General features: G+C 71.3%; 3 protein-coding genes and 1 pseudogene. All 4 read left to right on the top strand.

All coding sequences use genetic code 11. From position 1 onward, the window contains the following. Positions 1-366: 366 nt before the first annotated feature. On the top strand, positions 367-1,884 hold the full coding sequence (locus ACWGH4_RS26670) for a CYTH and CHAD domain-containing protein (protein ID WP_453465421.1): 1,518 nt from the start codon (positions 367-369) through the stop codon (positions 1,882-1,884). Positions 1,885-1,935: 51 nt separating this feature from the next. After that, positions 1,936-3,861, top strand: coding sequence for a TIGR03960 family B12-binding radical SAM protein (locus ACWGH4_RS26665; protein ID WP_441262994.1), 1,926 nt, complete (start codon positions 1,936-1,938; stop codon positions 3,859-3,861). Between the two features lie 73 nt (positions 3,862-3,934). Next, complete coding sequence (locus ACWGH4_RS26660; RefSeq protein WP_453465419.1) at positions 3,935-4,174, top strand: GNAT family N-acetyltransferase; 240 nt, start codon at positions 3,935-3,937, stop codon at positions 4,172-4,174. Between the two features lie 15 nt (positions 4,175-4,189). Then, positions 4,190-4,816, top strand: a pseudogene (locus tag ACWGH4_RS26655) (hypothetical protein); the annotation flags it as partial.

The raw sequence follows: 4,816 nt of genomic DNA, 5'->3' as shown, positions 1-4,816 counted from the left end.
CCTCGCCCGGGGAGAGGACTGGGGGCGTCAGCCCCATGGGGTCCGGGGCTTGCCCCGGTTTCGGGGAAGGGGCGGGGTGGGGAAACGCCCCGCGCAGCGGTATGGACGCCGCATGGGCTGTTCGAGGGCGCCGGGGCGGCAGACCCACACAGGCCCCCTCGGGGGAGGGGCGCCGGGGAGTCAGGCCCATGGGGTCCGGGGCTGGGGAAGGGGCCCGGAGGGGAGGGCCCGCGCACGGGTGCGGGGCATCCCCTCCGGGGGAGGGGCGGCCCCGGTCCGGGGCAGGGGGTCCGGGGGCCGAGCCCCCGGTCGCGGAAAGGCGCGTGGGCCTGCCCGACCGGCGGTCGCGCGGCTAGATTCGATGGCATGGCGGACACCAAGCGCGAGATCGAGCGGAAGTACGAAGCCACCCCCGACACCCCGTTGCCCGATCTGACGGAAGTGGCCCGTGTGGCCGGCGTCCTGGGGAAGGGCGTGGCCGAGCTGGATGCCGTCTACTACGACACCGCCGATCTGAGGCTGGCCGCCTCGTCCGTCACCCTGCGGCGCAGAACCGGAGGCACCGACGCGGGGTGGCACCTCAAGTTGCCCGTGGCGCCCGGAGTGCGGGACGAGATCGCCGCGCCCCTTTCCGACGGGGTCCCCGACGAGCTGGCCGGCCTCGTGCGGGCGTACGCCCGGGGCCGGGAGCTCGTCCCCGTGGTGCGGCTGCTGTCCTCGCGGGACGTACAGCACCTCGTGGACGCCGACGGCGCCCTCCTCGCGGAGCTCAGCCGGGACGCCGTCGTGGCGGAGCGGCTCCACGGGGGCGAGGGGACGGCTCAGTGGGACGAGATCGAGGTGGAGCTCGCCGACGGCGCAGACCCCGCGTTCCTGGACGCCGTGGACAAGAAGCTCAGGAAAGCCGGCGTCCGTACGGCCGTCGCGCCGTCCAAGCTGGCCAGGGCGCTGACGGAGACCGGGGCGGGTCCGGCAGAGCGTCAGGGGCGGGGAAAAGCACGGACGGCGGGCGATCACGTTCTCGCCTATCTGGAGAAGGAGGTCGCCGCGGTCGTCGCCCACGACCCTGGGGTGCGCCGCGACCTGCCGGACGCCGTGCATCAGATGCGGGTCGCCACCCGGCGGCTGCGCAGCGCACTGAGGAGCTACCGGAAAGTCGTCGACCGCGATGTCACAGGGCCCCTGATCGACGAGCTCAAGTGGCTCGCCGGGGAGCTGGGTGTCGCCCGTGACCAGGAGGTACTCGCGGAGCGGCTGGCCGAGCGGGTCGACGACGTGCCCGTGACGCTGCTCCTCGGCCCGGTGGACGCACGGCTGGCCGCGTGGGCCGTGGCCGGCGCCGCCGACGCGCGGAAGACGGTGACCGCCGCGCTCGACAGCGACCGCTATCTCGCCCTGCTCGACGCGCTGGACGCGCTGTGCGCCCGCCCGCCGCTGCTGAAGGCGGCCGCGGGAGCGCCGGAGGACGTACTCCCCAAGGCCGTACTGAAGGAGTACGACCGGCTGGCCGCCCGTATGGACAGGGCCCTGTCGCTGCCGGAGGGGGAGGAGCGGGACCACGCCATGCACGACGCCCGCAAGGCGGCCAAACGCGCGCGGTACGCGGCCGAGGTCGCGAGGCCCGCGCTCGGGAAGCCCGCGAAGCGGTTCGGGAAGCGCATGAAGGCCGTGCAGACCGTGCTCGGTGACCACCAGGACAGCGTCGTCGCGCGGGAGGCGCTGCGCGAGCTCGCGGTCCGGGCGCACGCGGCAGGGGAGACCGCCTTCGTCTGGGGACTGCTGTACGGCCGGGAGGAGGCCCGCGCCGAGGCGCGGGAGGCCGAGCTGCCCGGGGTGTGGGAGGAGGCATCGGCCCCCCGGATCCGGGCGGCGCTCGGCCGCTGAGCGTGCGGGTACGCTTGAGAGTCGCCCCCTTGCCAGCCCACGAAGGTTTCCATGTCTGCCGAGTCGGTCTTCCCACAGCTCGAAGCGCTGCTCCCGCATGTGCAGAAGCCCATCCAGTACGTCGGCGGTGAGCTGAACTCCACCGTCAAGCCCTGGGAGTCCTGCGACGTCCGCTGGGCGCTCATGTACCCGGACGCCTACGAGGTCGGTCTGCCCAACCAGGGCGTCATGATCCTCTACGAGGTGCTGAACGAGCGCGAGGGCGTGCTGGCCGAGCGCACGTACAGCGTCTGGCCGGACCTCGAGGAGCTGATGCGTGAGCACAAGGTCCCGCAGTTCACGGTGGACAGCCACCGGCCCGTCGGCGCGTTCGACGTCTTCGGGCTGAGCTTCTCCACGGAGCTCGGTTACACCAACATGCTCACGGCCCTGGACCTCGCGGGCATCCCGCTGGAGTCCAAGGACCGCACGGTCGACCACCCGATCGTGCTGGCCGGCGGGCACGCGGCGTTCAACCCCGAGCCGATCGCGGACTTCATCGACTGCGCGGTCATCGGCGACGGCGAGCAGGCCGTGCTCGACATGACGGAGATCATCCGCGCCTGGAAGGCCGAAGGCCGCCCGGGCGGGCGCGAGGAGGTCCTGTTCCGTCTCGCGAAGACCGGCAACGTGTATGTGCCGCGCTTCTACGACGTCGAGTACCTGCCGGACGCCCGCATCGGCCGTGTGGTCCCCAACAGGTCGGGCGTGCCGTGGCGGGTGTCCAAGCACACCGTCATGGACCTCGACGAGTGGCCCTACCCGAAGCAGCCGCTGGTCCCGCTCGCCGAGACCGTCCACGAGCGGATGTCCGTCGAGATCTTCCGCGGCTGCACCCGCGGCTGCCGCTTCTGCCAAGCCGGCATGATCACGCGCCCCGTGCGGGAGCGAAGCATCACCGGCATCGGCGACATGGTCGAGAAGGGTCTCAAGGCGACCGGCTTCGAAGAGGTCGGCCTGCTGTCGCTGTCCTCCGCGGACCACAGCGAGATCGGCGACATCGCCAAGGGCCTCGCGGACCGGTACGAAGAGGACAAGATCGGCCTCTCGCTGCCGTCGACCCGCGTCGACGCGTTCAACGTCGACCTCGCCAACGAGCTGACCAGGAACGGCCGCAGGTCCGGACTCACCTTCGCCCCCGAGGGCGGCTCCGAGCGCATGCGCAAGGTCATCAACAAGATGGTCTCGGAGGAGGACCTGATCCGTACGGTCTCCACCGCGTACGGCAACGGCTGGCGTCAGGTGAAGCTGTACTTCATGTGCGGTCTGCCGACGGAGACCGACGAGGACGTGCTCCAGATCGGTGACATGGCGGTCAAGGTCATCGCCGAGGGCCGCAAGGTCTCCGGGCAGAACGACATCCGCTGCACCGTGTCCATCGGCGGGTTCGTGCCCAAGCCGCACACGCCGTTCCAGTGGGCGCCGCAGCTGAGCGCGGAGGAGACCGACGCGCGTCTGGAGAAGCTCCGCGACAAGATCCGCGGCGACAAGAAGTACGGCCGCTCGATCGGCTTCCGCTACCACGACGGCAAGCCCGGCATCGTCGAGGGCCTGCTCTCGCGCGGTGACCGCCGTGTCGGCGCCGTCATCCGCGCCGTGTACGAGGACGGCGGCCGCTTCGACGGCTGGCGCGAGCACTTCTCGTACGACCGCTGGATGGCGTGCGCCGAGAAGACCCTTCCCGACTTCGGCGTCGACGTCGACTGGTACACCACCCGTGAGCGCACGTACGAGGAGGTCCTGCCCTGGGACCACCTCGACTCCGGTCTCGACAAGGACTGGCTCTGGGAGGATTGGCAGGACGCCCTCGACGAGACCGAGGTCGAGGACTGCCGCTGGACGCCGTGCTTCGACTGCGGCGTGTGCCCGCAGATGGACACGCACATCCAGATCGGTCCGACAGGCAAGAAGCTGCTCCCGCTGACCGTCGTCAAGTAACACAGCTCGGGGGACGGCCCGGCCGCGGGGAAACCCGTGGCCGGGCCTTCTTCCTTTTCGCGACAGTGGGGCGATGCCGCAGCTCATCGCCCCGCGGGTGCGGGTCCACGCCCCTGCGGCCGGACGACAGGGGCACGCCACCGCGATGCTGGGCGGGTCCCTGGCCCAGGAACGGCGGCTCGGACTCGATTCCGGGCTGCTCACCTGCGACCACGACAACGTCGGTTCGCGCGAGGTCATCGAGGCGAACGGCGGCCTGTTCGAGGACCGGCGGGGGGAAAAGCGCAGGTACTGGATCCGAGCGGGCCCGTGATGCGTCATCTCTGACATGGACTTGGGAAAGCCGCCGCACACCACCGCGCCGCCGCGCCACGGCGTCCACCAGGCGCCGAGGGACTACGAGCCGGGCGACGGCTGCCTCGCCCAGGTCGTGCGGATACCGGTGCGTGTCGTCGTGGTGCTCGTCGTCGTCCCGGTGCGCATGGTGTGGGACGTCCTCGTGCTCTGCGGCCGGGCCGTCGAGCGAGTGCTGCTGAGGCCGCTCGGGCGGGTGCTGTCCTGGATCTTCGAGAAGGTGATCACCCCCGTGGCGCGCGCCCTGGTGTGGGTGGCCACCGTCATCCTCAAGGCGTTGTTCTACTGGCCGTGGGTGGCGCTGTGGCGGTACGTGGTCGTGCCGGTGGTGACGTACGGGCTGGTGGTGCCCGTGGTGTGGGTGTACCGGCAGCTGCTGACCCCGCTCGGCCACGGCATCGCCTGGCTCGTGGAGCACCTGCTCCTCGCCCCGGCGCGGTGGATGAACCGCACGCTCCTCACCCCGCTCGGCCGCGGGATCGCGGCCGTGCTGACCTGGCTCGGCAAGGCGTTGTTCTACTGGCCGTGGGTGGCGCTGTGGCGGTACGTGGTCGTGCCGGTGGTGACGTACGGGCTGGTGGTGCCCGTGGTGTGGGTGTAC

It is taken from the genome of Streptomyces sp. NPDC054847, assembly GCF_053610925.1.
Note: the sequence above shows the minus strand (reverse complement) of the source record. Positions and strands in the feature narration are given on the sequence as shown.